Raw genomic sequence first — 22,931 nt, 5'->3', positions numbered from 1 at the left:
GCCGGAACGCCCCGGGTCGGAGCGGAGGTGAGGACGGGGGTCGGGTCAGTCGCCGAGGGCGTCCTTCACGGCCTTCATCGCGACGTCCCACGCCTTGTCCGGTGGGGTGTTACCCGCCTCGACGTCGGTGACGGTGTTGATCATCGCCGAGCCGATCGTCGCGGTCTCCGGACCGTTGAAGAACGGCTTGAACTCCTGCAGGGACTTGCCGAGCACGTCACCGATCTTCGAGTCGCCGAAGAACGGGTCGGTGTAGTCGGCGATCGCCGTCGACTCGTACGCGGAGACCGTGCTGGGCAGGGCGCCCGTGTCGGTGAAGTTCTTCAGCTGCGACTCGGGTGACTGCATCTCCTTGATGTAGGCCCACGCGGCCTCCGGGTTCGCCGCGCGCTTCGGGATGGCGAGGTAGCTGCCACCCCAGTTGCCGGCGACCTTGGGCACCGTCGTCACGCGCCACTGGCCCGAGGTGTCGGGCGCGTCCGTCTTGATGCTCTTCAGCATCCAGGAGGGAGCCGCCATCGCGGCGAAGGCGCCGTTGGTCTTGCCCGTGCTCCAGCCGGTGGAGAAGGCGGGGACGTTCGCGGTGATGCCGGCCTCGATCGCCTTGATCGAGATGTCGAACGCCTCCCTCACCTGCGGGTTCGTGTCGTACACGAGTTCGCCCTCCGGCGTGTAGTACTTCTCGTCGACCTGGTTCACGGTCTGGAAGAAGACCGAGGTGCCGGCGTTGTCGAGGAACGGCTTCCCGGTGGCGGCGACGTACTGCTGCCCGACGGAGATGAAGTCGTCCCAGGTCGGCCACAGCGCTGCGACCTCGTCCGGGTCCGACGGCAGGCCGGCGGCCTCGAAGAGGTCGGCACGGTACGCCATCGACATCCCGCCCACATCGGTCGGGACCCCGACGACGGCGTCGTTCTGGGCCACCGCCTGGTTCCAGACCCATGGCAGGTAGTCCTTGGAGATGTCGTCGGCACCCATCGTGCTCAGGTCGACGAAGTTGTCGGGGTTGGCGACGAAGTTCGGCAGGTCGTCGCCCTGGATGAGCACCAGGTCGGGGACCTTGCCGCCGGCCAGCGCGGCGGTGAGCGCCTGGGCGGTCTCCTGCGTGCTGCCGACCTCGGTGAGCTTGACGGTGATGTCGGGGTGCGCTTCCTGGTACTTCTCGACATCGGCCTTCTGGTTGATGCCCGTGAAGGACCAGAACTGGAAGGTCTTGTCATCGCCGCCGCCGGACCCGGAACAACCGGTGACCAGGGCGCCGACCATGACGGCGACGGTTGCTGCTGCTGCAAGACGGAATTTCACTGGAAATCCCCCTCCTATGCGGGATCGTGTTCCGCGGTGTCGCGCTACGTTGCGGTCACCGGCCGGAGAGCGATCTCCGGCTCGCGCCGATGTCGACTGGATCGGGAAGCATCCGGACCGTTCGGGCGTGGTGATCACCATAGGCAGCGGGGTTCCGGGGCACCAGATCAATATTGCGCAACTCGGAGACCGCTCTCTCGGACTCTGCGATGCTCGTTGCCAGACCACCGGCAGGTGGACGATCGCAAAGGAGCGAGGATGCGCAAACCGACCCTGGTCGACGTCGCCCGAGAGGCCGGCGTCTCCCGAGCGACCGCTTCGCGGGTCCTCGCCGGTGCCTCGACGGTCGACGCCTCGATGGTCGTCGCCGTCCGGGAGGCGGCTGTGAAACTCGCCTACCGGACGAACGTGGCAGCCCGATCGTTGGCCGGTGGCCGGACCGGCGCCGTCGCGATCGTGCTGGCGGCCGGCGAACTCGAACCGTTCTCCGGATCGTTCGTCGCGGCGCCGCTCAAAGGTGCGACCGCAGCGCTCCTCTCGGCGGCCCAGCAACCCGCGCTCTTCCTCGCGGACCCGCACCAGCTCGACGCGCTCGTCGCCTACCTGGCAGCCCACTACGTGGACGGGGCGGTGGTGATCCTGCAGCACGAGATCAGCACGATCACCCAGGCGCTCGCTCCGGTGGACCTTCCGATCGTCTTCGTCGGCCGCCCGATGGGTGAGCACACGGAGGACGTCACCTTCGTCGACTCCGACAACTACGCTGGCGGTCGTCTCGCGGCCGAACACCTGATCGCCCTCGGCCGCACGCGGATCGGCGTCATCTCCGGCCCCGCCGACATGGCCGCCTCCAGCGATCGCGTCCGAGGTTGGCGGGACGTCCTCACCGAACGCGGGCTCGACACCCGGGCGATCGCCCGAGGCGACTTCACCATGCCGAGCGGGTCGTCGGCCATGGCACGGCTGCTCTCCCGATACCCGGACCTCGACGCCGTCTTCGCGGGCTCGGACCTCATGGCGGTCGGGGCGATGCGCGTCCTCGAGGCCAGCGGCCGAACCGTCCCGGACGACATCGCGCTCGTCGGCTTCGACGACACGGTGGTCGCGGCCACGGCGGAACCGCCCCTGACCTCGGTCCGTCAACCGTTGGAGCAGATGGGCCGGGTCGCGGCTGAACTCGTCATGGAGCTCATCGCCGGCCGGACAGCTGCCCCGCGCTGGCTCGACACGACGCTCGTCGTCCGCGACTCCGCCTGACCGTCGGCCCACCCGACCCACCTCATCGACCGGTTCGGAGGAACCATGTCCGATCTCCCAGCGACGCCCGAGCTCCGCGTCGTCCATCTGCAGTGCGACGGCGTCTCCGTCGTCCTCGTCCAACGCGGGACCCGTCTCCCGGTGATCGCGCACTGGGGAGCCGCCGTCCAAGGCGACGACGCCGACTGGCTGGCCTCGGCCGCGGCCAGCGTGCGCGGCGACCTCGTCGACGGCTCGGACGCACCGTACGAGCCGAGCATCCTGCCCGAACACGCGCTGGGCTGGTCGGGTCTCCCCGGCCTCCGGGCACATCGGGCCGGAACCGCCTGGTCGTCGCGCTTCGACGTCGCCTCGGTGGAGGTCGACGGTCGAGCCCTGCGGGCCGACGAGGTGCTGCAGTGCGGTGCCGCGCCGGTCACGGTGACGGCGGTCGACGCACAGACCGGCACCGCGGTGCTCCTGGAGGTCGAACTGACGCCGAGCGGTCTGCTGCGCACCCGCGCGACCGTCGAGAACCGCGGTGACGACCTCCTCGAGGTCGAGGGCGTCGTCTCCGCGCTCGCGATCCCGACCTCGGCGCGCGAGATCCTCGACTTCGCCGGGCGGTGGGGCACCGAGAAACTGCCGCAGCGTCATCCGGTCGTGACGGGCACGCACCTCCGCGAGTCGCGGCACGGCCGCCCCGGTCTCGACGCCACCGGGGTGACCGCGGTCGGAACGCCGGGGTTCGACGGCCACCAGGGTGAGGTGTGGCTGTGCCACGTGGGGTGGAGCGGCAACCACACCATCGGCGTCGAACGCACCGACGGACACCTCGCGATCCGTGGCGGCGAGCTGCTCCTGCCCGGCGAGATCCGACTCGGCCCGGGCGAGGACCACCGGACGCCATGGGTGTACGGCGCCTACGGTGTCGGCCTCGACGACGCGTCGTCCCGCTACCACCGGTGGCTCCGCTCGACGTCGCGAGCCGCTCGTCGTCCGCGCCCCGTCACCCTGAACGTCTGGGAGGCGGTCCTGTTCGATCACGACCTCGACGTGCTGACCGAGCTGGCGACCCGCGCCGCGGATCTCGGAGTCGAACGCTTCGTGCTCGACGACGGGTGGTTCCGTGGTCGCCACGACGACACCCGTGGCCTCGGTGACTGGACTCCGGACCCCGAACGCTGGCCGGACGGTCTCGCACCACTCGCCGACCGGGTCCGGTCACTCGGCATGGAGTTCGGGCTGTGGTTCGAACCGGAGATGATCAACGAGGACTCCGACCTCGCCCGGGAGCACCCGGACTGGATCCTCCGCGCGCGGGACGAGCTCCCGCCGCCCGTCAGGCACCAGCAGGTGCTCGACCTCGCCAATCCGGCGGCCTTCGAGTACCTCCTGCGATCCATCGACACGCTGGTCACCGAACTGGGGATCGCGTACCTCAAGTGGGACCACAACGGCGACCTCGTCGACGCCGGCCATCCGTCGTCCGGCCGGGCGGCCGTACACGACCAGACCGAAGCCCTCTACCAACTGCTCGACGAGCTCCGGTCGAGGCACCCGCAGCTCGAGATCGAGAGCTGCGCATCGGGTGGCGGCCGCGTCGACCTCGGCATCCTCGAACGGACCGATCGTGTCCACACCTCCGACAACCACGACCCGATCGAGCGCGCACGGATGCTCCGGTGGACTGGACTCCTCGTGCCGCCCGAGATGCTCGGATCCCACGTGGCCTCGGCACGATCGGCCACGACCGGACGCACGCACACGCTCCACACCCGCAGCGCGATCGCACTGCTCGGGCACTTCGGCGTGGAGTGGGACCTGCGGGAGCTCGACGAGGACGAACGCGCGGTCGTCGCCCGGTGGATCAGCGTGTTCAAGCGTCATCGGACCCTCATCGCCTCCGGCCGCGTCGTCGGCGACGGCGAGTGGGACGACGACGCCCCGACGCTGCGCGGCGTGGTCGCCGAGGACGGTGGCACCGCGCTGTACACCCTGGTGACTCCCCCTCGGTCGGCCGACTCCCGGCGTCGGGTCCGCCTGCCCGGACTCCGCCCGGAAGGCCACTACCGCCTCGCCGTCGCGCAGGACGACTCCCTCGGCCCTCGCTGGGTGATCCCCACCTGGCTCCGGGAGGCACCGCCACTCGACGCCGACCTGGCCACGCTCGAGGCGGCACCCGTGCTGAGCGGTGGCCAGCTCGCCGGAGTCGGCCTCGACCTCCCCACCTTCCAGCCCGATCGCGTGATCACGATCCTCGTGACCGCTGTCTGACCCACGACCCGCTCCACAGAACAGGACCACCCATGGACTCCACCGCGACCGTCGCCATCGATCTCGACCGCCCAGGCCCCACCATCAGTCGACACGTCTACGGCCACTTCGCGGAGCATCTCGGGCGCGGCATCTACGACGGTTTCTGGGTCGGCGAGGACTCGCCCGTCCCGAACGTCGGCGGCATCCGGCTCGACGTCGTCGAGGCACTCCGCGAACTGCACATCCCGAACCTCCGCTGGCCGGGTGGCTGCTTCGCGGACCGCTACCACTGGACGAGCGGCGTCGGACCTCGCGAGGACCGCCCGAAGCTCATCAACTCGCAGTGGGGCGGGACGAGCGAGACGAACGCGTTCGGCACCCACGAGTTCATGGAACTCTGCGATCTCCTCGGCGCCGACGCCTACATCTCGGGCAATCTCGGTTCGGGCACGGTGCAGGAGATGGCCGACTGGATCGAGTACCTGACCGGTGCCGGTGAGACGCCGATGGCGGAGTTGCGCCGAGCGAACGGGCGCGATGAACCCTGGGACGTGCCGTTCTGGGGGTTGGGCAACGAGCCGTGGGGGTGCGGCGGCAACCTGCGCGCCGGCGCCTACGCGGACCTGGCACGCCAGTTCGGCACGTTCTGCGAGAGCGGTGGGAAGGTCCCGCTCTACCGGATCGCGGCCGGTGCCGACGGCTTCGACGTCGCCTGGACGAAGACCCTGATGGAGGTCGTGGAGGACGTCGCCACCCACCCGTTCTCGGCGACGCCCTGGGAAGCCGTCTCGGTGCACTACTACACGATCGGCGGCAGCTGGAAGGCGAAGGGCAGCGCGACCGGGTTCGACGCCGCCGAGTACTGGAGCACGATCACCGCGGCTCAGGGGGTCGAGCGGCTCCTGTCGTCGCATGCCGCCGTCATGGACGTGTACGACCCGGAGGAACGGCTCGGCATGGTGCTCGACGAGTGGGGCACCTGGTGGGACGTCGAACCAGGTACGCATCCCGGGCACCTGTTCCAGCAGAACACCATCCGCGACGCCATGGTCGCGGCCTGGCACTTCGACGTGTTCCACCGGTTCGCCGGACGGCTGCGCATGGCGAACATCGCCCAGACGGTCAACGTGCTGCAGGCGATGCTCCTGACCGATCCCGACGGCGGCGAGATGGTCCGCACGCCGACCTTCCACGTCTTCGAGATGAACAGCCGGCACCAGGACGCCACCTCGCTCCCGACCCACGTGGTCGGACCGAGCCGAGTGGCCGACGCCTCGGCTCCCGGGATCCCGACCGTCTCCGCCTCGGCGAGTGTCAAGGAGGGCGTCCTGCACTGCTCGCTGACGAACGTCGACCTCGACGCGCCGCTCGTCGTCGAGATCGACCTCCGAGGCGGGTCGGTGACGGAACCGCACGGGCGACTGCTCACCGCCGCGCGGCCCGACGCCCACAACCGCCCAGGCGAGACCGACGCCGTGTCGCCACGAACGCTGACCGACCTCCACGTCACCGCCACCGGTCTCCGGGTGACGCTGCCGCCGCACTCCTTCGCCACGATCACCGCTCAGGTCGCCGCCTCATGAGCGTGGTGGATGACGCGGACACCGCCATGCGTGCCGAGCGTCGGACGCAGGCCGCCCGTCCGCCCATGGGTTGGAACAGTTGGGACTGCTTCGGCGGGTCCGTCACGGAGGACGAGGTGCTCGCCAACGCGGCCTTCCTCGCCGAGCACCTGCTCCCCGTCGGCTGGGACACGGTGGTCGTCGACATCCAGTGGTACGAAGCGGCGCCAGGGGCCGACGACTACGAACGCGTCTCCCGTCCGACGCTCGACGCCTGGGGTCGGCCACAACCAGCGCCGAACCGGTTCCCGTCCGCGGCGTCCGGCGGGTTCCGCGCCCTCGCCGACCGGGTGCACGCGCTCGGACTCCGCTTCGGGGTGCACCTCATGCGCGGCGTTCCGCGCCGGGCCGTCGAGCTCGACCTGCCGATTCTCGGCTCGACGGCCACCTGCGCCGAGATCGCCGATCCGAGCAACGTGTGCCCGTGGAACCCGGACAACGTGGGCGTCGACATGAGCGCGCCTGGCGCCCAGGCCTACTACGACTCGGTCATGGCGCAGCTCGCCGACTGGGGCGTCGACTTCGTCAAACTCGACGACGTGCTGTACCCGCCCATCCAGACCGCGGAGATCGAGGCCATCTCGCGGGCGATCGACGCGAGCGGTCGCCCGATGGTGCTCAGCCTGTCCCCCGGCAAGCGGCTCTCCACCGAGCATCTGGACACCCTGCGATCGACCGCTCAGCTGTGGCGGATCTCCGACGACCTCTGGGACGACTGGTCGGCGGTGCACGATCAGTTCCAGCGACTCGCCCGCTGGGCACCCCACCAGCGCCCGGGGGCGTGGGCCGATGCGGACATGCTGCCGCTCGGGCGGATCGGCATCCGCGCCCACGTCGGTGCGGACCGGGTGAGCCGCCTCACCGCGGCCGAGCAGCAGACGCTCATGACGCTCTGGTGCATCGCCAGATCGCCGCTCTTCGTCGGGGGTCATCTCCCCGACACTCCGGCGCACACGCTCTCGCTCCTCAGCAACCCGGAGGTGCTCGCGCTGCTCGGCAGTGACGGCAGCCGGGAGATCATCCGCGACGGCGACCTCGTCGTGTGGGCGGCGGAGCTCGGTGAGACCCGATGGCGTGCGGTCTTCTGGCTCGGCGATGCGGACGTCGAGCTGCGGGTGCACCTGGCCGATCTCGGGTGCGCCGACCGGTCGTCCGTCACCGAGCTGTGGAGCGCCCAGCCGGTACCCGTCACGGGTGGCGCCGTCGACCTGTCCCTGTCCGCGCACGGCGCCGCCCTCCTCCGGATCGACGACTGATGGGCCCCGATCCACAGCCGCCCGTCGCACGGCATCGGCTCGAGCTCGAGGAACCGGCCACGCGGTTCGTCGACCGGTTCCTCATCGGGAACGGTACGCTCGGCACGGCGCTCGACGGCGTGCCGGGACGGGAAGGCATCGACCTGTCTCTCGACACCCTGTGGTCGGGAGGTCCGACCCGGCCGGACGGTGCGTCGCCACCGCGCTCGGCTCACAGCGCACTGGCTTCGGTGCGTCGGGCGATCGCCTCCGACGACCCGCCGGCGGCCGACGCCCGCGCGGCCGCCCTCCGCGGGACGACGTTCACCGAGTCCTTCCAGCCGCTCGGCCGGCTCACCGTCGACTACGCGTCACCCGACGACGGTGCGCGCACGCGGCGGACCCACGATGTCGCGCGAGGTGTGGTGGAGACGCGGAGCACGTGGAGCGGGCGGGCGGCGACGCTCACCGCGTTCGTGTCCGCACCCGACGAGGTGCTCGTCGTTGAGATGGCGGGCGACGGGGTCCGTGAACCGATGCTCGGTTTCCAGACACCGCACCCGTCGACCACGACGGAGGACGCCGTCGGCGACATCCGCTGGTGGTCGTCGACGGGCCGCGCACCCTCGGGGGTCCGGCCCTCGTACCTCGGTGGCGACGACCACGAGGCCGTCCGGTATGCGACCGACGTCCCGGACGCCGACGGTCTCGTCGATGCGGGCATGGCGTGGGCGCTGATGATCGCGGTGCAACCGATCCCTGGCGGGTTCCGCCTCGTCGCCGGGGCGCGTTCAGGACACCGCGGCTGGAACGAACGGCCGCTCGGCGATCCGTCATCGCTGCTCGCCCGGACGCGGACGACGGTCGCGCGTGCGCTGCGGCGACCCGCCGACGAGCTGCTCGCGAGGCACGTGGCCGACCACCGGTCGCTCTTCGACCGGGTCGAGCTGGACCTCTCGGCATCGGCGTCCGCGTCGGCCGACGCTGCGGAGCGCTACTTCGACCTCGGACGGTCGCTCCTCATCGGGAGTTCGCGAGTCGGCGGTGAACCGACGAACCTCCAGGGGGTCTGGAACACTCAGGTGAGGCCACCCTGGAGCGCGAACTTCACCACCAACATCAACCTCCAGATGGCCTACTGGCCGGCGGAGAGCACGGGACTCGGTGGCCTGGCCGAGCCGCTCGCCCGCTTCATCGGTGAGCTGGTGACGGCCGGGCGGAGCACCGCCCGAGACGCCTATGGTCTCGCTGGTGCGGCGACCCACCACAACAGCGACCTCTGGCGACACACGGACGCCGTGCCGCTCGACGCCCACTGGGCGAACTGGCCGAGCGCGCTCCCCTGGCTCGTCGCGCACCTCCACCGCCATCTCGACGACAGTGCCGCCGATCATGACGCGCAGGTGGCGGTCCTGCGCATCGTGGAGCCGGTGGTCGCGTTCGTCCTCGGGATGCTCGTCACCGATGACGACGGATCGCTCGTGGTGAATCCGTCGACCTCCCCGGAGAACCGGTTCGTCGTCGGTATGGGTACCTCGGCTGCGGTGGCCGCCGGGGCGACGATGGACCAGGAGCTGGTGCACGAGTGCCTCCGCGACTACCTCGGCCTCGCGGAGCGGGTCGGTGCCGGCATCGCTGACGTCGACCTCGTGGGTCGAGCTCAGGGGGCCTTCGACGCCCTCCGCCTCCCGCGGATCGGTCACGACGGCGCCCTCCTGGAGTGGGCCGAGGAGCACGAGGCGACCGAGCCCGGCCACCGCCACCTCTCCCACCTGTACGGCCTGTACCCGGGGACACGGATCACCGAGACGGGGACACCGGAGGACTTCGCCGCTGCCCGATGTGCCCTGCGACAGCGACTCGAGCACGGTGGCGGTGGAACCGGATGGAGCATGGCGTGGGTGCTCTGCCTGGCCGCGCGACTCCGAGAGCCGGAACTCGCGTCGCACGCGCTCGACGCCCTGCTCGGACCGCTGTCATCGGCCTCGCTGCTCGACCTCCACCCCATGGGCGACCTCGACGCCGTGTTCCAGATCGACGGAAACCTGGGCGGGACCGCCGGTGTCGTCGAGCTGCTCGTCCAGGGACACGGCGGCGTCGTGTCGCTCCTCCCGACCCTCCCGGCGGCGTGGTCGGCCGGGACATTCCGGGGGTTCCGGGTCCGCGGAGCGCACGTCGTGGACGTCGAGTGGCGGGATCATCGCCCCGTCGCGGCGACCCTGCAGCTGACGGCCGGCGACGTGATCGTCGAGCTACCGGATGACGGATCGACGATCACCATCGTCGGACCGCACGGGCCGTGCCAGCCCGAGCTCGCCACCGGTGCACCCACCGGACGGCGGCGTATCGTCCTGCGCACACGCGGTGTCCACGAGCTGGCGTTCTCCGCGTGAGACGACGGGGATCAGCCCTGACGTGCCCGGCGGGCCTCAGCTCACTCGGCCTGGGCTTCGGCCTTCGCCGCGGCGATGGCCGCGTGCACCTCGGACATGTCGAGACCGCGCACCTGCGAGATGAGGTCCTCGAGCGCGGGTGCCGGGAGGGCTCCGGCCTGGGAGAAGACGAGGACGCCGTCGCGGAACGCCATGAGCGTCGGGATCGACGTGATCTGCATGCCGCCCGCGAGCTCCTGGTTCGCCTCCGTGTCGACCTTGGCGAACACGACGTCGTCGTGGGTCTCGCTCGACTGCTCGAAGACCGGCGCGAACGCCTTGCACGGGCCGCACCAGTCCGCCCAGAAGTCGACGAGGACGATGCCCTCGGCCGACACGGTGTCCTCGAAGTTCGAGATGGTCAGTTCCTGCGTGGTCATCGTGCACCCTTCGGGTCGGTGGTCGGACGTGTCGCATCCGAGTGACGAGCCTACCCGCGGACGACGGATCGTCGTCCCTCGAGCGCCTCCTGGTCACCGTCCGGGCGGGAGCTCCGGGAGGAGCAGCAGGCGGCGCTGCGTCCGTGACATGGCGAGGAGGACACCGCCGAGCACGCCGAACAGTACCCCGCCGGCGATGACGACGATGCCGATGGCGGCACCGAGGAGGGCGTAGCTGTCGTCGGAGCTGTTGATGACGAGCACGACACCGACGAGGAGCCCGAGCACGCCGATTCCGAGGATCACCCAGCACAGGACGAGATACGTGCGGAACGCGCGCGCCCCGTGGAACGTCGGTCGGATGCCGTACTGGGTGCCGACGTACTGGGCCCACCGTGAGCCGGTCCACCATCTCGTCGCCCGCGACGACACGTCATACCAGCCTGCACCGGGGCCGTCCTGCTCGCCGGGCAAGGGCCGGACCGCGTCGATGACCGTCGACTCACCGGTGGGCCGAGGGATCCGGCGCACCGCGGCCGTCTTGGCGGCGATGCCGAACCAGAGGATCGACACGAGCGCCAAGGGGACGCCGTTGGCCGACAGGTGGCTGGACAGGAGTCCCAGACTGAACTGCAACAGCGCGAGGACGAGGAACACCGAGGCGAACACCCACGCCAGGGTCGGCTGCTCGGTGGTCGCCCAGTCCGTGCCCGGCTTGCCGTCCTTCACTCGCAGCCCCGTCCAGTGCGAGCCGTCCCACCACCGCAGCTGATCGGACCCGGCCGGATACCACCCAGGCTGCGGGCCGGATGGCGACCCGGTCGGCGAGGTCGACGGCGCAGGAGCCCGGTGCGGCGGCGTGGGCCCGACGATCGGGCCGGCAGCAGCCACCTGCCCGGTCCACCGTGTTCCGTCCCACCAGCGCAGTTCGCCCGGCGTCCCCGCGTCGTACCATCCCGGTGCAGCAGTCATCGCCGCTCCTTCCCCCGAAGTCCCCGCTCATGACGACCATGCAGCGACCCCAGTGTTCCCGGTCGGGACCGACGGGGCAAGCCGCCATTGTCGTCCGGACCCCTGACGGGTAGGTTGACGGCGACACGATGAAGGGACCACCGTGGCCAAGCGCAAGACGCCCGAGCAGCTCGCCGACGAGGAACGTCGGTACGAGCTCGCACGATCAGCGAGCACCTTCGACGACTTCGTCGTCCTCGCGAGCGACCCCAACCAGGCGATCCGCGCCGCCGCGGCGCACAACCCTGCGGCGGATGCCGCGGCGTTGGAACTGTTCCTGCAGGACCGGTTCTGGGGCGCCCGCGTCGAGATCGCCCTGCACCCGAACGCCACCGATGAGCTGCTCCGCCGGCTCCTCGAGACAGATCCGCGGAAACGCGGCGTCGTGCACAACGAGGCGAAGCGACGGCTCATCGAGCACGGCGTGCGCTTCGACGACGACGGCCTCCCGATCGAGGATGCCGCAGCTCCCCGCTGAGCCTCGAGGCAGGGCTTGCTCCCTCAGAGGTGCAGGTGGGTGCGCACCCAGCGTCGTCCGGTGCTGGCGGTGAGGTGTTCGGCGAGCGCATCGGCCACCGCTGGACTGTCGGTGTCGAGGGCGACCGCCAGTTCGCCGATCGCCACGGAGTCGAGGAGGTTCCAGTCGCCGACGGACGCCTGGAGTCCGCAGTCCGGGCACCGTGCAAGCTGCTCGTCGCCGTCCCACCAGGCGGCGAGGACGGGCGTGGCGACCTCCGCGCTGAGGCGTGAGCCGCACGATGGGCAGGCCGGGTCGGTCGTGCCGTCGCCGACGCCGTAGGGCTCGCGTGCCGCCAGGATGACGAGCGAGTCCCGCGCGTGCACCGGAAACCGCGATGTCGCCGTCTGCCCGAGCAGGAACGCGACGCGATCCGCGTACAGCCAATCCGTGCCGGTGTCGCTGCGGGAGATCCAACCGTCCGACGACAGCGACTGCTCCAGCTGCGCCGATGCGGACTCGACGTCTGCCGCGCGCACGTCGAGGTCGACGATCAACTCGCGGTGGTCTCCCATGCACCGATCCTAGGCGCGTCGCCGAAGAGCGGAACGAAGCTCGTCGGAGCGGGGCGGCTACCATGACGGACATGGCAGGCTCAGCGACCCGACGTCTCGACGACGTGGACGGTCGTCCGGTCCGGGGCGCTCGGTGAGCACCTACGGGCAGGCGGACTGGGACGAGAGCATCGAGCACCCGTCGTCGGTCGTCGACCCGTATCTCATGGGCACCGGGGTCGTCACGGACGAGGACACCGGGAGCCGCCCGCTCTCCCCACCGCATCGGCACCCGGACGCCATGCTCGCCTGGTGTTACCGCGGCACGGTGTGGGTGCATCTCCCGAACGCGATGTGGCGTCTCGCCCCGGGGCAGGGGGTGTGGATCCCCGCGCACATCCCGCACACCGCGCACCATGAACGCGATTCGACGGGCTGCTACACGTACCTGCCGAGCGCCTCGCTGATCGTGCCGGTCGACGAGGTGAGGCAGGTGCTGGTGCCACGCGCCGTCCAGGAGATGCTGCTCCATCTCGGGGTGAACGACATGCCCACCGACCTTCGCGTCCGCGCGCAGGCCGTCCTCATCGAGATGCTGCAGCAGCCCGCGCCGGGCGCGACGGACGGATGGGGTGAGGTCCCGATGCCGTCCGACGAGCGTGTGCGCCCGCTCGTCCGCGCAGTCCTCGGTGACCCGGGCGACCCGCGGAGCGCGTTGGACCTGTTCGAGGCGCACGGTCTGCACGAACGGACCGTCCTGCGGATCTTCCAGCACGACACCGGGATGGGCTTCGCGCGGTGGCGGACGAGCGTCCGGATGACGCTCGCGGCACGCCTGATCGTCGACGGCACGCCGATCGGCGCAGTGGCGCAACGCTGTGGCTACGCGTCCTCGAGCGCGTTCTCGGCGAGCTTCCGTACCCGCTTCGGGATGACGCCGCGGGAGTACGTGGCGCGCGTCCAGGCGGATCCGGCGCACCAGCGCTACTGGCGCTGATCGGCCAGGAGCTGGGCGCCGACTGGCGGATTCCCGACAGAAGTCGTCGGTTCGCCGACACCGCGCGCCGACGGAGCGCCCTACGATCGTTCTGTTAGGACATGCTTACCTAACTTCTGACCGCGCAGCAGCGGCCCTCTCCCCCACCACTCCGAAGGAGCTCCATGTCGCACGTTCTCGCGCGCCCGAACATCCGCCGCCGATCATCGCTCGTCGCGGTCGTCGTCGCCACCGCCCTCGCCCTCGTCGGGTGTTCCGGCGCCGCCGGTGGCACCGGATCGACCACGGCCGCGGGCGACGGCGTCGTCATCGAACACGCACACGGCGAGACGGTCATCCCGGAGAAGCCCCAGCGGATCGTCGCCCTCGGATGGATGACGCCCGACATCGTCGCCGCCCTCGGCACGAACCCCGTCGGTGTCGAGGAGGTCTGGGGTGCCGGCGAGAGCGGCTACCAGCCCTGGTTCGAGGACTACGTCACCGATGCGTACGGCGAGCTGCCCGAGATCATCCCCTTCGTCGACGACGGTCCCAACTACGAGGCGATCAAGTCCCTGAAGCCCGACCTGATCCTCAGCCTGTACTCGGGGGTGACCGACATCGAGTATGAGCGACTCACCGAGATCGCCCCCACCGTCCCGTACATCGAGGGCCCGTGGAACCCCGGCACCTGGGAGGGCATGACCCGTACCGTCGGTAAGGCGATGTCGGAGGAGACCAAGGCCGAGGAGCTCATCGGTGAGACCGAGACGCTCATCACCTCGCTCGCCGACGCCCACCCGGAGTTCGACGACAAGACCTTCGTCTGGGGCCTCACGCTCAACGAGGGTGGGACCGACCTCGGCGTCTACCTCGAGTACGACCCGCGGGTGCGCATCACCGAGGCACTCGGGTTCACCTCCACGTCGGCGATGGACAGCTTCCTGCAGAGCGCCGAAGGCGACAACTGGTACACCGGGGTCAGCCTCGAGCAGCTCTACGACGTCGACGCCGACCTCTTCGCCGCCTGGGGTGGGAGCGCGGCCGAGGGCACGTACACGGTCGAGAACGCCGTCGTCTCCCGTTGGGCACCGATCGCCGCAGGCTCCTACGTGATCTACGCCGACGCGGCGAAGGCCTCGGCGATCAGCGCCCCGACCGTCCTGTCCCTGCACTACGTCCTGCCGGGCTACGTCGACGACCTCGCAGCCGCCCTCCAGGGCGAGCCCACCATCGACGGGAAGTGACCCCGACGATGTCACAGCCGCCAGCTGCTCCAGCCACGCTGGACCTGGCCGATGGCACCGACGTCCCGACGTCCGGCGCGGGGAAGCGCTCGAGCGACTCCCCGCACCGGACCGCGGTGCTCGCGACCGGTCTCCTCGTCGCGACCCTGATCCTGGCCGCCGCCGCCATCGCCTCCCTCGCCGTCGGCAACCGCGCGATCGACCCGGTGACCGTCCTCCATGCCCTGTTCTCCTCCGACCTCGAGAACCCGCTGCACCTGATGGTCGTCGAACTGCGCGTGCCCCGCACCCTCCTCGGGGTGCTCGTCGGTGCCGCGCTCGCCGTGTGCGGCGGTCTCATCCAGGCCTTCACCCGCAACCCCCTCGCCGACCCGGGCATCCTCGGGGTGAATGCCGGGGCCTCCTTCGCCGTGACCTTCGCGGTCGGGGTGCTGGGACTGACGACGCCCGGCGCCTACGTGCCGTTCGCCCTCGCCGGTGCCTTCGTCCTCACGCTGCTCGTGTACGTCCTCGGATCGGTCGGCTCCTCGGGCGCGACGCCCATGAAGCTGACCCTCGCCGGGGTCGCACTCGGTGCGGCCTGCACCGGGTTCACGACGGCGATCGTGCTCCGCGACGAGGGCACGCTCCAGGTCATGCGGTTCTGGAGCGTCGGGTCGATCGGTGGGCGGACCCTCGACCAGCTCGTGTGGGCCGCACCCCTGATCGTCGTCGGCCTCCTCATCGGCCTGGCCTGCGCCCGGTCGTTGAACGCCCTGACCCTCGGTGACGACCTCGCGCAGGCGCTGGGAGCCCGGGTCCGCAGTACCCGCGTGTGGGTGGTCGTCGCGGTCACGATCCTGGCCGGCACCGGGGTCGCGGCAGCGGGGCCCATCGCCTTCGTCGGCCTCATGATCCCCCACGTCGTCCGGTGGTTCACCGGGCCGGACCAGCGCTGGGTGCTGAGCTACTCGATGGTGGTCGGCCCGGCCTTCCTCCTGCTCGCGGACGTGCTCGGCAGGATCGTGCTGCCATCCGGCGAACTCCGGGTCGGGATCGTCACGGCCCTGCTCGGCGCGCCCATCCTGATCATGCTCGTACGCCGCAAGCGGGTGAGCGGCCTGTGAGCGTCGTCGATCACGGGCGCCGCCAGATCCGCGTGGATACCGCCCATGTCGCGACCCTCGTCCCCGTCCGTTCCGTCGTCGTCAGCCTCGCGCTCGTCGTGGTGATCGTGGTCGCCGGGCTCGCCGCGACGACGATCGGCGCGTACGCGATCGGCTTCGACGCGGTGCTCCGAGCGATCGTCGACCCGGCCTCCGATCCTGACGTCCGCCAGGTCGTGTCCGAGTGGCGGCTCCCCCGGGTGCTGTTCGCGGTGCTCTGCGGAGCGGCGCTCGCCCTCTCCGGTGGGATCTTCCAATCGCTCACCCGCAATCCGCTCGGCTCGCCGGACATCATCGGATTCGGTGTCGGAGCGCAGTTCGGCGTGACGCTGACGATGCTCGTCCTCGGGCTCAACACCTACCTGTTCAAGGCGGCCGGAGCACTCGTCGGCGGGCTCCTGACGGCCCTCATCGTCGCCGTGCTCGCGAACCGGCACACGATGTCGTCCTTCCGCCTCATCATCGTGGGCATCGGCGTCTCGGCAGGGCTCGGCTCACTCACGTCCTGGATCCTCATCTCGGTCAGTGTCGAGCAGGCGATGATGGCGGCCACCTGGGGTGCTGGATCGCTCGCCTCGCTCGGCTTCGACCAGCTGCTCCCCGCCGCCACCACGTTCCTCGTCCTCGCGGTGCTGGCACGCCCGCTCCGCCGCACCCTCCCGGTGCTCGAGATGGGCGACGACGCGGCCACCGCGCTCGGCGTCCGGCCCGGGCGCACCCGCCTCGGCGCCATGGTGATCGGCGTGGCCCTCGTCGCCCTCGTCACGGCCGCGGCCGGCCCCATCTCGTTCATCGCCCTCGCGGCGCCGCAGATCGCCCAACGGCTCACCCGCTCGAACACCCCGATGGGGCTCGCCCCGGTGATGCTGACCGGGGCGGCCCTGGTCGTCGTCTCCGACGTGGTCGCCCAGCTGGTCGCCGTGCCGGTCGGCGTGGTGACCGTGTCGGTCGGCGGCATCTACCTCACCTGCCTGCTGGCGGCGCAGTTCCTGCGCCGCACGTGAAAGGACCATCATGACCACGACGCTCCTCGCCCACGACCTGAGCCTGGGCTACGGGGACACCCCCGTCGTCTCGGGGCTGTCGCTCGAGATCCCCGACGGCTCGTTCACCATCGTCATCGGACCGAACGCCTGCGGGAAGTCGACCCTGCTGCGCGGGCTCGCCCGGCTCCTGCGGCCCGCCACCGGAGCCGTCCTCCTCGACGGCCAGGACATCCGCACCCTGAAGTCCAAGGACATCGCGCGCCGGCTCGGGCTGCTCCCCCAGTCGGCGATCGCCCCCGACGGCATCACCGTCGCCGATCTCGTGGGACGCGGACGGTTCCCGCACCAGAGCGCCATGCGGACCTGGAGCCGAGCCGACGAGCAGGCCGTCGCGGCGGCCATGGCCGCCACCGGGGTCACCGGACTCTCCCGCCGGCTCGTCGACGAACTGTCCGGCGGGCAACGACAACGGGTCTGGGTCGCGATGGCCCTCGCGCAGCAGACCGGGCACCTCCTCCTCGACGAACCCACGACGTTCCTCGACATCGCGCACCAGATCGAGCTGATGGAGCTGTTCACGGATCTCCATCGCGACGGGGCGACCCTCGTCGCCGTCCTGCACGACCTGAACCACGCGGCACGGTACGCGACGCACCTGGTTGCCATGCGGGACGGCGCGATCGTCGCGCAGGGCGATCCGCAGGAGATCATCACCGCCGAGCTCGTCGAAGCGGTCTACGACCTGCCGTGCCGGGTCATCACCGATCCCGTCTCCGGTACGCCGTTGGTGCTCCCACTCGGGCGGCGGGACCGATGAACGGGTCCCGCGCTCGGCTCGTCGGTATCGCCCTCGTTGGGGAGGGGCGCGGGCCTGCACTCGCGGCCGCGACCGCCCTCCTCATCGTGCACGCCCTGTCGGAGGCGGCGGTCCCCGTCATCATCGGCGCGACCGTCGATCAGGCGGTGGTCCCCTCGGATCCCGTCGCCCTCGCGGTCTGGATGGGCGTCCTGGCGGGGACCTTCCTCGTCCTCACCGTGAGCTATCAGTCCGCGTCGCGCCTCATGGTGTCGGTCTACGGTCGCGGCGAGCAGGCCCTCAGACACCTCACCCTCTCGCGGATGCTCCGGCCACGACTGTCCCGACGGACCCTGAGCCCGGGTGAGGCCCTGACGGTCGTCACCTCCGACACGTATCGCGTCGCCGGGGTCGCGTGGTCGGTCGCGCAGCAGTGCGCCACGATCGCCGCGATCATCGGCGCGGCGCTCGCGATGTCGGTGATCTCCCCGGTCGCGACGGTGGTGGTGTTCGCCGCCACCATCGGCATGATGCTCATGATGCGCGTCGTCTCCCGCCCGCTGGAGCGCCGCGGGCTCGCGGAGCAGCGGGCGGCGACGGAGGCCGGTGCGGTCGCCGCCGACTTCATGAGCGGGTTCCGGGTCCTCGTCGGCATCGGCGGGCGAGGTGAGGCCGAGCGACGATACCGGGCCGCCAGCGACGTCTCGAGACAGGCGTCGACGGTGGCGGGGCGTTCGCTCGCCGCCTCCGAGGCGGTGAGTGGCACCCTGGCGGCGCTGGTGACGGCCGCCCTCGTGGGACTGTCCGCCTGGTTCGCCACCGAGGGCCGCATCAGCATCGGCGAGTTGGTGACCGTGCTCGGACTCGCCCAATTCATCAGCGGCTACCTCGCCCAGGTGGGGGCGTTCCCGTCCAACTGGATCCACAAGCTCGCCTCCGCCAGACGGCTGGCCGCGGTCGTCGACGCCGACGACCTCCTCGACGACGAGCCCGCGGTGCGCGCGCCATCCTCCACCGTGCCGGCGAAGGACGTCGTGCTGTCCTTCCGCGCCGGCGACGCCGAGTCGCGGGTGGACGTGCGGGCCGGCGAGCTGCTCGGCATCCGTCCGACCGACAGCGACGCGGCGCGCGCCCTCTCCCGCCTGCTGGGCATGCGGACCCGCGCGGCCCGCGGCAGCGTCTTGCTCGCCGTCGACGGCGTGCTCGTCGATCAGCAGGACCTCCACCCGGTCGCCTACCGCGGACGAGTGCTCGCCCCGCCGCACGAGCAGCGGGTCATGAACGGCAGCCTGGCCGACGCGGTGCGTGGACACGGCGTTATCGGCGACCCCGACCCGGCGTTCGTCGCCATGGCCGCGCTCGACGACGCGGTGGTCCAGCTCGGCGGCTGGTCGTCGCCCGTCGGCGAGGCCGGCCGACGGCTCTCCGGTGGACAGCGCCAGCGTGTCGGGATCGCGCGGGCACTGCACGCCGAGGCGGAGGTGCTCGTCCTCGACGAACCGACGTCCGCGGTCGACGTGCTGACCGAGACCCGCATCGCGCGTGCCCTGGCGGAGCACGACGGCACCGTCGTGGTCATCACGACCTCCGCCGTCCTGCTCAACGCCTGCGACCGGGTCGTCGGGGTAGGTCACGGAGTGGACGCCGACCGTGGGTGATCAAGACACGACCGGTGCGACCCCCGCTCGGCTGCCGGTCGCCGAGGCGGCCCGGGTCCGCGCCGTCGTCGCCGCCCTGCTGCGCCGGCACCGCGGACGGACCGCTGCCGTGGTGGTCCTGTTCCTCGCGGCCTCCGCGCTCGGGGTCGTGATGCCCACCAGCCTCGGGCGCGTCGTGGACGCCGTCTCCTCGGACGCCGGGTCGTCCGTCGTCGCGGGCTGGGTCGTCGGAGCTGCGGTCGGCGCCGTCACCGCAGTCGTGGTGATGCTCTGGGCCGTGCGCGTCCTCACCGGCCTCGTGCAGGACCTGCTCGCCGAACTACGCGAGGAGGTGTTCGCCTCGGCCATGCGACTCCCGGTGAGCACCATCGACGACGGCGAGAGCGCCGACCTGCTGTCCCGGGTGACCGGCGACGTGGACGCCGTCGCGGAGGCCGGCGGTGGCGTCGCCCCCACCCTGCTCTCCGCCGGGTTCGCCATCGGCGTGTCGGTGCTCGCGCTGGCCGCGCTCGACCCCTGGCTCGCGGTCGCCGGCCTCGCCGCCGCGCCGTGCTACGTCATCGGGACCCGAGCGTTCCTCCGACGCTCCAGGATCGTGTTCCGGGAGGTCCGCACGCGCGAGGCGTCGCGCAGCCAGGCCGTGTTGGACGCCGTCCACGGCGCGGAGACGCTGACCGCGTTCGTCGGCACCGACCAGGCGATCGACCGCGTCGGCGAACGCGCGGCAGCGTCCATCGACGCGCAGATCGAGGGCGTGCGGGTGGCGAACCGGCTCTTCCGGTGGATCAACGGCGGTGAACTCGTCGGGCTGTCGGCGATCCTGGCGACCGGGTTCCTGCTCCACGCGCAGGGGGCGGTCACCGTCGGCCTCGTGACCACGGCCGCCCTCCTGTTCCACCGCCTGTTCGGCCCGGTCGGCCAGGTGATCTTCGGGCTCGACGACATCCAGCGCGCCACCGTGGGGCTGGCACGCCTCGTCGGGGTCATCGACCTCCCATCGGCGTCCTCGCCGACGGACGGCCCACCGGCCGACGGCTCACCGGCCGACGGCTCACCGGCGGACGACGGCAGTGACGACCCGTCGGCGATTCAGGTGCGCGACCTCACGTTCCGGTACCCGACCACCGGACGCGGGATCGTCGGCGTCACGCTCGACGTCCCGCGCGGCACGACCACGGCACTCGTCGGCACCTCCGGTTCCGGTAAGAGCACCCTGGCCCGGGTCGTCGCGGGGCACCATGCGCCGACGTCCGGGAGCCTGCGCGTCGCGGACACCCCGTACTCCCTGTCGCAGGAGCTCCACCACTTCCGCGGGACGATCGCCGACAACCTCCGTCTCGGGGCGCCGGACGCGAGCCAGGAGGAGATGGTCGCCGCGGTGCACGCCGTCGGTGCCGCATGGGCGGTCGCCGGACTGGACGACGGTCCCACTCCGGATCCGACCGATGCGGTCGACGCACCGGTGCCGCTGGACGAGGGCAGGATCCAGCAGCTCGCGCTCGCCAGAGCCCTCCTGGCGGACCCGGCCGTCGTGATCCTGGACGAGGCGACCGCTGACGTCGGGCTGCACCATCGTGCAGCCGTGGAGGCGGCGATGCTGCGGCTCCGGGCCGACCGCACCACCCTCCTCATCGCCCACCGGCTGGAGCAGGCGGCGACCGCCGACCGGATCGCGGTCTTCGCTGGCGGCCGGATCATCGCGCAGGGCACCCATGACGAACTGCTCGCAGCCCCCGGCGCCTACCGCGACTCCTGGCTCGCCCACCGGCAGCACGTCGCCGCATCCACCGACAGCACCGAATCCACCGACCCCATCCCAGAGCCGGAGCACCCATGAACATCCACCGCGGCATCGTCGCCGAGACGAGCGTCCTGAGCCCCAACCTGATCCGTGTCACCCTCGGTGGTCCGGGCGTCGCCGACTTCATCAGCACCGGGACGGGAGACGAGTACGTCCGCGTCTTCTTCCCCCACGGCGACGACCCGAAGGATGTCTCGCTGCCCCTCCCCGTCGGAGACTGGTGGGAGTGGCCCGAGGGCACCCCTCAGGCACCGATGCGGACCTACACGGTCTGCGGCGTCCGCCCTGAGCACGGCGAGATCGACGTCGACTTCGTCGTGCATGACGCGGGCGTCGCCGGCCCGTGGGCGGTGCGGGCTCGGCCAGGGCACGTGCTCGGGCTGAACTCGCCGACCGGGCTGTACGACCCTCCGCAGGACACCGAGTGGCAGGTGTTGGTGGCCGACCTCTCCGGTCTGCCCGCCGTCCGACGGATCGTCGCGCAGACCCCGCGCGGACTGCGGACGCGCGTGGTGCTCGAGGTGCCGTCCGAGCAGGACCGGATCGCGTTCGAGATGGGCCCAGATGTGCTTGTCACCTGGGTGGTGGGCGGGAACGGGCGCGGACCGAGCGCGCTCGGACGGCTGGTCCGAAGTGTCGTCGACGAGCGGCTCCCGCTCGATCAGGGCTACGTCTGGGTGGCGGGTGAGACAGTCGCCCTCCGCGACGCGCGGAAGTACCTGCGCCGGGAGCTCGGACTACCGGCCACGAGGTTCAAGGTCGTGGGCTACTGGACGCCGATCGCCGCCTGGGACGAGAAGTTCGCCGCCCTGCCCACCGGCGTCCAAGCGGAGCTCGACGGGATCTGGACCGCGACCGACGACACCGAGCCGGAGGACGTCCAGATCCGGTTCGAGGAGGAGCTCGACCGACTCGGGCTCTGAGGCCCCCTATCCCTCGAGCGCATGGAGCACCGCGTCGTCGACGATGTGCGAGACGTGGACGTCGGCGACCTCGTAGTGGGCCTCCCGTCCGACGCGCTCCACGGACACGAGGCCCGCCGAACGCAGCGTCCGGAGGTGCTGCGACACCAGCGGTTGGGACAGCCCGCTCGCGTCCGCGAGCTGACCGACCGTGGAGGTGCCTGCGGCGAGGATCCGCAGCAGACGGAGCCGCGACACCGAGGAGAGGGCCTTGAACAGTTCGGCCGCTGGTTCCAGATCCTCAGTCATCTCCCCATATAAGCAGAGACGAATGCATCGCGGGGCCGCGCATCGTCAGGCGAGCACGAAACTCGCCACCACCATGATCGAGCCTCCCGCGATCTTCAGCAGGCCGTCGACCGCCCAGAAGATCCGCACATCGGTGTGCCGCAGCCGGAGCCCGACGAGTGCGTTCGCCATACAAGCGATGGCGAGCAGGAAGCACACCGGTCCGTGGCTCGGTCCGAGGATGAGGAAGTGCGCGCCGACGATGAAGAGGATCCAGAGCCAGAACTCCCGCGAGTGCACGTCGGGCACCTTGCGGAGCACGACGTTCACGAGTCCCGCCTCGACGAGGAAGGCGAGCCCGAGGACCACCCACTGCCAGACCGCCGGCTGCGGGAGCCCGGCGAAGATGACCTTCGTCGCGCCCCCGACCGCCATGACGACGACCCCGAGGCCCGCGCCGACGATGAGTGCCACGAGTCTCGTCCGCCGCTGACGGGTGAACGCACCGCCGAGGATGCCGAGTCCGATGAGCACCAGGAACGCGCCACCGCCGCGCATCAGTGGGAAGAGCTCGGGCATCCTCGCGAAGAGTTCCATGCCCCATGGTGGCAGCTGGACCCCCTCATCGACCAGCCCCGGTC

At 71.0% G+C, this 22,931-nt stretch carries 20 protein-coding genes; 14 read left to right on the top strand and 6 right to left on the bottom strand.

All coding sequences use genetic code 11. The annotated features are described in order from the left end of the window. Positions 1-45: 45 nt before the first annotated feature. A complete protein-coding gene (locus ITJ57_RS10315) occupies positions 46-1,305 on the bottom strand; it encodes an extracellular solute-binding protein (protein WP_194669929.1) in 1,260 nt (419 codons plus the stop codon). Positions 1,306-1,563: 258 nt separating this feature from the next. Between ITJ57_RS10315 and ITJ57_RS10310 the strand changes: the two genes are divergently transcribed. From ITJ57_RS10310 to ITJ57_RS10290, 5 genes are read left to right on the top strand one after another with little or no spacing between them, the layout of a single operon-like run. Next, the gene (locus ITJ57_RS10310) at positions 1,564-2,562 is read left to right on the top strand and encodes a LacI family DNA-binding transcriptional regulator (RefSeq protein ID WP_194669928.1); all 999 of its coding nucleotides are present in this window, start codon (positions 1,564-1,566) and stop codon (positions 2,560-2,562) included. A 45-nt stretch (positions 2,563-2,607) separates the two neighbouring features. Beyond that, positions 2,608-4,818, top strand: coding sequence for an alpha-galactosidase (locus tag ITJ57_RS10305; protein WP_194669927.1), 2,211 nt, complete (start codon positions 2,608-2,610; stop codon positions 4,816-4,818). 32 nt (positions 4,819-4,850) lie between these two features. Beyond that, a complete protein-coding gene (locus tag ITJ57_RS10300) occupies positions 4,851-6,383 on the top strand; it encodes an alpha-N-arabinofuranosidase (protein WP_194669926.1) in 1,533 nt (510 codons plus the stop codon). Beyond that, positions 6,380-7,678, top strand: a complete 1,299-nt coding sequence (locus ITJ57_RS10295) for a glycoside hydrolase family 27 protein (protein WP_228506575.1) — start codon at positions 6,380-6,382, stop codon at positions 7,676-7,678. Before ITJ57_RS10300 ends, ITJ57_RS10295 begins: the two co-directional genes overlap by 4 nt. Beyond that, positions 7,678-10,050 (top strand): glycoside hydrolase N-terminal domain-containing protein, encoded by a 2,373-nt coding sequence (locus ITJ57_RS10290; RefSeq protein ID WP_194669925.1) that lies wholly within the window; start codon positions 7,678-7,680, stop codon positions 10,048-10,050. The genes ITJ57_RS10295 and ITJ57_RS10290 overlap by 1 nt, the downstream gene beginning before the upstream one ends. Before the next feature lie 41 nt (positions 10,051-10,091). Here the strand turns inward: ITJ57_RS10290 and trxA are convergent, their stop codons facing one another. Beyond that, positions 10,092-10,469, bottom strand: coding sequence for a thioredoxin (gene trxA / locus ITJ57_RS10285; protein ID WP_194669924.1), 378 nt, complete (start codon positions 10,467-10,469; stop codon positions 10,092-10,094). 93 nt (positions 10,470-10,562) lie between these two features. After that, on the bottom strand, positions 10,563-11,441 hold the full coding sequence (locus ITJ57_RS10280; RefSeq protein ID WP_228506573.1) for a DUF2510 domain-containing protein: 879 nt from the start codon (positions 11,439-11,441) through the stop codon (positions 10,563-10,565). 142 nt (positions 11,442-11,583) lie between these two features. On the opposite strand from ITJ57_RS10280, the gene ITJ57_RS10270 reads away from it, so the two are divergent. After that, entirely contained in the window at positions 11,584-11,958 is a 375-nt protein-coding gene (locus tag ITJ57_RS10270; RefSeq protein ID WP_194669923.1) for a hypothetical protein, read from the top strand. A gap of 23 nt (positions 11,959-11,981) precedes the next feature. On the opposite strand, the gene ITJ57_RS10265 is transcribed toward ITJ57_RS10270, so the two are convergent. Beyond that, a complete protein-coding gene (locus ITJ57_RS10265; RefSeq protein ID WP_194669922.1) occupies positions 11,982-12,512 on the bottom strand; it encodes a hypothetical protein in 531 nt (176 codons plus the stop codon). 133 nt (positions 12,513-12,645) lie between these two features. Between ITJ57_RS10265 and ITJ57_RS10260 the strand changes: the two genes are divergently transcribed. The 8 genes from ITJ57_RS10260 to ITJ57_RS10225 all read left to right on the top strand — a co-directional run bounded on the left by ITJ57_RS10260 (position 12,646) and on the right by ITJ57_RS10225 (position 22,023). After that, on the top strand, positions 12,646-13,488 hold the full coding sequence (locus tag ITJ57_RS10260; protein WP_194669921.1) for an AraC family transcriptional regulator: 843 nt from the start codon (positions 12,646-12,648) through the stop codon (positions 13,486-13,488). A gap of 164 nt (positions 13,489-13,652) precedes the next feature. Further along, positions 13,653-14,714 (top strand): ABC transporter substrate-binding protein, encoded by a 1,062-nt coding sequence (locus ITJ57_RS10255; RefSeq protein ID WP_194669920.1) that lies wholly within the window; start codon positions 13,653-13,655, stop codon positions 14,712-14,714. An 8-nt stretch (positions 14,715-14,722) separates the two neighbouring features. Next, positions 14,723-15,820, top strand: a complete 1,098-nt coding sequence (locus tag ITJ57_RS10250) for an iron ABC transporter permease (protein ID WP_194669919.1) — start codon at positions 14,723-14,725, stop codon at positions 15,818-15,820. Beyond that, on the top strand, positions 15,817-16,863 hold the full coding sequence (locus ITJ57_RS10245) for an iron chelate uptake ABC transporter family permease subunit (protein WP_194669918.1): 1,047 nt from the start codon (positions 15,817-15,819) through the stop codon (positions 16,861-16,863). Before ITJ57_RS10250 ends, ITJ57_RS10245 begins: the two co-directional genes overlap by 4 nt. 10 nt (positions 16,864-16,873) lie before the next feature. Continuing rightward, positions 16,874-17,662, top strand: coding sequence for an ABC transporter ATP-binding protein (locus tag ITJ57_RS10240; protein WP_194669917.1), 789 nt, complete (start codon positions 16,874-16,876; stop codon positions 17,660-17,662). Then, positions 17,659-19,299 (top strand): ABC transporter ATP-binding protein, encoded by a 1,641-nt coding sequence (locus ITJ57_RS10235; RefSeq protein WP_194669916.1) that lies wholly within the window; start codon positions 17,659-17,661, stop codon positions 19,297-19,299. The genes ITJ57_RS10240 and ITJ57_RS10235 overlap by 4 nt, the downstream gene beginning before the upstream one ends. Beyond that, positions 19,292-21,136 carry an ABC transporter ATP-binding protein gene (locus ITJ57_RS10230; RefSeq protein WP_194669915.1) on the top strand — a complete coding sequence of 615 codons (1,845 nt, stop codon included), beginning with the start codon at positions 19,292-19,294 and terminating at the stop codon, positions 21,134-21,136. The genes ITJ57_RS10235 and ITJ57_RS10230 overlap by 8 nt, the downstream gene beginning before the upstream one ends. Further along, a complete protein-coding gene (locus ITJ57_RS10225) occupies positions 21,133-22,023 on the top strand; it encodes a siderophore-interacting protein (protein WP_194669914.1) in 891 nt (296 codons plus the stop codon). The genes ITJ57_RS10230 and ITJ57_RS10225 overlap by 4 nt, the downstream gene beginning before the upstream one ends. Positions 22,024-22,029: 6 nt before the next feature. Here ITJ57_RS10225 and ITJ57_RS10220 read toward each other — a convergent pair whose 3' ends face one another. Together ITJ57_RS10220 and ITJ57_RS10215 are read right to left on the bottom strand one after the other, a co-directional pair. Next, entirely contained in the window at positions 22,030-22,311 is a 282-nt protein-coding gene (locus ITJ57_RS10220; protein ID WP_056006115.1) for a helix-turn-helix transcriptional regulator, read from the bottom strand. 45 nt (positions 22,312-22,356) lie between these two features. Continuing rightward, positions 22,357-22,887, bottom strand: coding sequence for a DUF6609 family protein (locus ITJ57_RS10215; RefSeq protein WP_194669913.1), 531 nt, complete (start codon positions 22,885-22,887; stop codon positions 22,357-22,359). Positions 22,888-22,931 lie beyond the last annotated feature (44 nt).

Origin of the sequence: Plantibacter sp. VKM Ac-2880, assembly GCF_015351235.1 — a bacterium.
Classification (GTDB): domain Bacteria; phylum Actinomycetota; class Actinomycetes; order Actinomycetales; family Microbacteriaceae; genus Plantibacter.
This window is presented reverse-complemented; position numbering and strand designations above follow the sequence as displayed.